At 43.3% G+C, this 4,479-nt stretch carries 7 protein-coding genes; all 7 read left to right on the forward strand.

The window, feature by feature from the left end:
* The first annotated feature begins 122 nt into the window (after window positions 1-122).
* The 7 genes from QY97_RS18470 to cpaB all read left to right on the forward strand — a co-directional run bounded on the left by QY97_RS18470 (window position 123) and on the right by cpaB (window position 4,407).
* Entirely contained in the window at window positions 123-932 is an 810-nt protein-coding gene (locus QY97_RS18470) for a response regulator transcription factor (protein WP_229731568.1), read from the forward strand.
* A gap of 250 nt (window positions 933-1,182) precedes the next feature.
* Window positions 1,183-1,485 (forward strand): DUF192 domain-containing protein, encoded by a 303-nt coding sequence (locus tag QY97_RS18475; protein ID WP_046128538.1) that lies wholly within the window; start codon window positions 1,183-1,185, stop codon window positions 1,483-1,485.
* A gap of 43 nt (window positions 1,486-1,528) precedes the next feature.
* Complete coding sequence (locus tag QY97_RS18480; RefSeq protein WP_039238424.1) at window positions 1,529-1,726, forward strand: Flp family type IVb pilin; 198 nt, start codon at window positions 1,529-1,531, stop codon at window positions 1,724-1,726.
* A 113-nt stretch (window positions 1,727-1,839) separates the two neighbouring features.
* The gene (locus QY97_RS18485) at window positions 1,840-2,349 is read left to right on the forward strand and encodes an A24 family peptidase (protein ID WP_039238426.1); all 510 of its coding nucleotides are present in this window, start codon (window positions 1,840-1,842) and stop codon (window positions 2,347-2,349) included.
* Window positions 2,343-2,717 carry a TadE/TadG family type IV pilus assembly protein gene (locus QY97_RS18490; protein WP_039238429.1) on the forward strand — a complete coding sequence of 125 codons (375 nt, stop codon included), beginning with the start codon at window positions 2,343-2,345 and terminating at the stop codon, window positions 2,715-2,717. Before QY97_RS18485 ends, QY97_RS18490 begins: the two co-directional genes overlap by 7 nt.
* A 5-nt stretch (window positions 2,718-2,722) precedes the next feature.
* Window positions 2,723-3,619 (forward strand): pilus assembly protein TadG-related protein, encoded by an 897-nt coding sequence (locus QY97_RS18495; protein WP_039238432.1) that lies wholly within the window; start codon window positions 2,723-2,725, stop codon window positions 3,617-3,619.
* An 11-nt stretch (window positions 3,620-3,630) separates the two neighbouring features.
* Entirely contained in the window at window positions 3,631-4,407 is a 777-nt protein-coding gene (cpaB, locus tag QY97_RS18500) for a Flp pilus assembly protein CpaB (protein WP_039238431.1), read from the forward strand.
* Window positions 4,408-4,479 lie beyond the last annotated feature (72 nt).

The following is a 4,479-nucleotide window of genomic DNA, read 5'->3' on the forward strand; positions in this document are numbered from 1 at the left end:
AGAAGTTTCGTATTTCTTTATATATATTATAACAGAAGATTCAATTTATATTATTTCTATAAAAAACAACAAAGTTTGCGAAAACAGCCTTATTTAAAAATGAACAAATTGGACTTTTATGTGTGGGGACCGATCATCTTTCCCGGCATGAGATAGAAGAAACCCTTGCTTTTTTACATACCCTATCCATTCTGGCAGGAGTTTCGCTGCGCCTGTCATTAGAAAAAGAGAGTCGTACTGCTTTGGACAAAGTCAATGCGCTGCATCGGGCGATCGGTCAATTTGACAGTGAGGCTTACGCGCGTACTTTGGAAGGGGTGAAGATGGCGGGGGAATTTATAACCGATCTTGATTTACCTAAATCTCTAGCAGAAGATATACTTACCGCCTGCAAGCTTTCTTATTACTCACCTGATTTTATAAAGGAGACCTTCCCTGACCATGCGTTCTCCATCACCCTCGAGGAAGGAAAACGTTTAACAGCTAAGAGCTCTTCTCTTGATTGGGAGAATGCTAGTATCAGCAGTCAGATTTTTGCCCTTGTTACACTGTATATAAAGGATAATAGAAATCTTGAGTGGCTTTCTTCTAACCAGGAGAAAGCGAGCATCCTCAAAAAATTTGTTGAGTTCCTGGAGGAAAAACAAGTAGCCGAGCAGGAATTCAGCCTCGAGCAAGAAACGAAGCCAACAGCGCTGTCGGTATCAAGCACGATTAAAAATGAGATGAACTTGTCGCCGAGAGAGCAGGAAGTGCTGGATCTAGTCATCCAGGGCTTAAACAATAAAGAAATTGCGCAAGAGCTTTTTATTAGTGAACATACGGTAAAAAACCATCTGACGAAGATCTTTCAGAAACTGGACGTCCCTGACCGCAGCCAGGCGATTTCCAAGGTGTATTATCTCACCTATGAAAAATCTAATCGTTCCTAACCTCCTTTCAATAGGAGGTCTTTTTTTGTGCTCTTCTATCCGACAGATAGGAAATAGGAGGTCCATATAGGAAATATAGGAAACTACTCCTATGCTGGTAGGATGATAGAAAGGGAAAGCCGGGGGATAGGTTATTTAGACAAAACCTAGCATAATAAGCCTTGTAAGTCATTCAGTAAAGGCAAAGGGGTGTCGGAAAGTAAAACTGCTGAACCTTCAAACGGAACAAATCATAGCTGAAGAAGTAAAAATGGCTGATCGTTTCTGGACAAGATTCAAAGGGTTGATGTTAACAAAAAGTATGCCCGATCACCAGGCTCTTCATATATCACCTTGTCCCTCCATTCATACTTTCTTTATGAGGTACCCGATTGATGTACTGTACCTGAATAACAGGAAAGAGATTGTAGGGATCGAGGAAGAACTGATGCCGGGAAAGATAGGAAAAAGATTTTCAAAAGCAGAATCGGTGATTGAGCTTCCGGCAGGGAAAATCAGAGACACCTCAACGACAGTTGGACAAATGATTGCCTTTATCGAAACAGACAAATAATTAAAAAATATATTCATTTATTCATATAAAAGGAGAGAATCACATGTTAGAACTAATGAAAGCTTTATTCGTTGAAGAAGAAGGACAAGGAATGACAGAATACGGATTGATTCTTGGGTTGATCGCGATTGCAGCAGTTGCGGCATTAGGCTTAGTAGGTGACGAGCTTGTGACAACCTTCAAAGATATTGTAAGCAAGCTCTCAGGAGGATCAACAGATACAACACCACCGGCGGTATAATAAACCGTAAATTGTTTTACCGACTCAAATGCTTTCCGTTTAAATTCAGGACCCTATCGAAATAGGGTCCTTTTATAAGAATAAATTAAAAATCGAATGAAAGGATGGCCGGTATGATCGATCTTTTTCTATTAGTAATCCTGTTAATCTGTGTCATCACCGATGTAAGAAGCAGAAAAATTTATAACAAAGTGATTTATCCGGCGTTGCTGATAGGATTTCTCTTTCATTTCGCTGTCAGCGGCTGGGAAGGCATCAGCCATTCCTTCATTGGGTTTTTGATTGGGTTTGCCTTGCTGCTGATCCCTTACATGATGAGAGGAATGGGAGCGGGAGATGTAAAGCTTCTCGCCCTAGTCGGAGCGTTAAAAGGAGGAGCCTTCGTGTTTGACTCCTTTATTTATATGGCACTTGTTGGCGGAGTGATGAGTGTATTTATCCTCCTTGTCCGAAGCGGGGCTCTGCAGTGGGCTGTCTACTCTTTACCAGGCTTCAGAAACCGTAAAGCTTATAACTTTTTATCTCTCGGCCATGCACTGAAGGTGAAGTTTCCATATGGCGTGGCGATTGCAGCAGGAACGGTGTTTGCCCTGCTGGCGGAGAGGGTGCCAACTATATGGTAAAGAAAGAAGATGGCCAGTCAATCGTTGAGCTGGCGCTTGCGTTGCCCATTGTCCTTCTTTTGCTGATAGGCATTATTGACTTCGGAAGGGTGATGTTGACTCATCTAGAGTTGGAGCTGATTAATCAAGAATCGGTAAGAATGGGCGGATTAGGGAGAAGTGACGAGGAAATTCGGACCTATGTGAGAGACCGGGTGACCCTGGAGGACCCTTCCCAGCTGGCAGTGAATATCACGCCAAGTGGAACAAGAAGATCTGGAACACTTGTGACAGTAGAATTAACCTATCCGGAGCGTTTCCTTGAACCGCTAGGTGAATTAGCAATTCCATATACGATTGAAACGAGTTCAACCATCAGGGTGGAATGATTGATATGAAAAACTTTTTAAAGAAAGAGGAGGGCAATGTCATTGTGCTCCTTGCATTCGGCATGGCAGCGATGATTGCCATGCTGGGAGTGGTGATTGATGGCGGGCATCTATTTTACACGAAAAGCCATTTACAGAAAGCAGCCAATGCCGCCGCTTTATCAGGAGCTCAGGAGCTTCCAAACGGCGAAGCAAATGTTCAGGAAGTGGTTAACGAGGTGTTGGGCTCACATAACGAGCAAGCGAGCCTTACACAGGCCAATATAACAAACAGCAGGGAATTGCATGTCGTGCTGGAGAAAAATGCGCCGGTGTTTTTTTCCTCTTTATTTGGCATAGAGAATGCCCCAATAAAAGCCGAAGCGAAAGCCGCCTTAAAGCCTCTGGTAGAAGCAACAGGAGCCGTTCCTTTAGGCATTGAAGAATCAGTCGATCTCCAATATGGACAAACCTATCAATTAAAAGTGGATTCAGGTGATTCTGTATCCGGGAATTTCGGTATTCTTGCCCTCGAAGGTCCAGGAGCGAGGCTGTACAGAGAGAATCTTATGTATGGATTTGATCAGCCCTTAAAAGTGGGGGATGTTGTCAATACACAAACAGGTAATATTGCTGGGGCAACGAGAGAAGCAGTTAACTACAGAGCGAATGGATGTCTGCAGCCGCCTGGAGAGTATGATGAGAGAGTGTGCTCAAGGGTAATGCTCGTAGTTGTCTTTGAAAAAGTAACAACTAAGAGTGTGAAGGTAAAGGGCTTTGCCTACTTTTACCTTACAGATCCAATGGGCAGCAAGGATGATTCAATAAGAGGAATCTTTATTAAAAGAGCAGGAGCCGGAACTCCAGCAGCGACTGCTTCGGCGACTGATAGCGGAGCTTATGCGATCACATTGACAGAGTAGGTGAATGGAAGATGAAAAGAAAGAAATTAGTATTTTTAGCCATCATCTCCGGGTTCATAACGACCATGCTTTTTTATATGTTTTTAACAAAGGGAACAGAAGCAACGGGTGAGCCGCCGGTTCCAATGGTTAAAGCGGTACAGGCTGCTCAAGGCATGAAAAAGAACGAGAAGATTACAGAGGAAAATATTACAACGGTTGAGGTTCCGCAAGATCAGCTGCATCCCGAGGCGGTACAGGATCCCCAGACCATTATAGGAAAATATATATCTGCTGATTTAAAGCAAGGTGAGATCATTATGCAGCATCGAATTCAGAACACGGAAGAAGAGACGAAGGTAGTTTCAAGAAAAATTAAAGAAGGCTACCGGGCTGTCTCAATCAGCGTCGATTATGTAAAAACAGTTTCCAACTTGATTGTACCGGGAGACTTTGTCGATGTCGTGCTGATCGAACAGGCATCAGAATCTGCGCCCGAGCCGATAGACACAGAGCTTGTTTTAGAAAAGGTAGAGGTACTTTCCGTAGGAAAACAAATGGCTGAAAAAGAAGCCGCTTCAGAAGACACCGAGGAAGGGGCAGAACCAGATTATTTAGCGGTTACGCTTGAACTAAATCAGTATGATGCCATTAAGCTGATCAATGCAAGTGCACGAGGAAGTCTGCAGCTCATCCTCAACAGCAGGCTTTCAGCACATGGAAATGAACCAAGTGAAGACACAGTGGAAGGAGCTTCTCAGAAGGGGCCAAATAAAGCCCAGCTCCTGTATAAAGTGTACCCTTTGTAAAGGACATTTTAAAAAAAGCCTAGGCAGTTTTAAGAAGATGATCTCTGTATTGAACAGGGGTCATCTTTTTTA

It is taken from the genome of Bacillus thermotolerans (genome assembly GCF_000812025.2).
Taxonomy (GTDB): Bacteria; Bacillota; Bacilli; order Bacillales; family Domibacillaceae; genus Quasibacillus; species Quasibacillus thermotolerans.